This is a genomic window from Stenotrophomonas sp. SrG, from assembly GCF_050031795.1.
Lineage (GTDB): Bacteria > Pseudomonadota > Gammaproteobacteria > Xanthomonadales > Xanthomonadaceae > Stenotrophomonas > Stenotrophomonas rhizophila_A.
Window position 1 is genome coordinate 1 of sequence record NZ_JBNBBE010001233.1, and the last position, 237, is coordinate 237.

Genomic DNA, 237 nt, shown 5'->3' on the forward strand with positions numbered 1-237 from the left:
CCGTGTATGGTGGGTAGTTTGACTGGGGCGGTCTCCTCCTAAAGAGTAACGGAGGAGCTCGAAGGTACGCTCACCGCGGTCGGACATCGCGCACTGTGTGCAAAGGCATAAGCGTGCTAGACTGCAAGATCGACGGATCAAGCAGGTAGGAAACTAGGACTTAGTGATCCGGTGGTTCTGTATGGAAGGGCCAACGCTCAACGGATAAACGGTACTCCGGGGATAACAGGCTGATAC

Annotated in this window: 1 rRNA gene; it reads left to right on the top strand. The window is 54.9% G+C overall.

Annotated features, from left to right (window positions below):
• Window positions 1–237 (top strand): 23S ribosomal RNA (locus ACQG3P_RS23370); the annotation flags it as partial.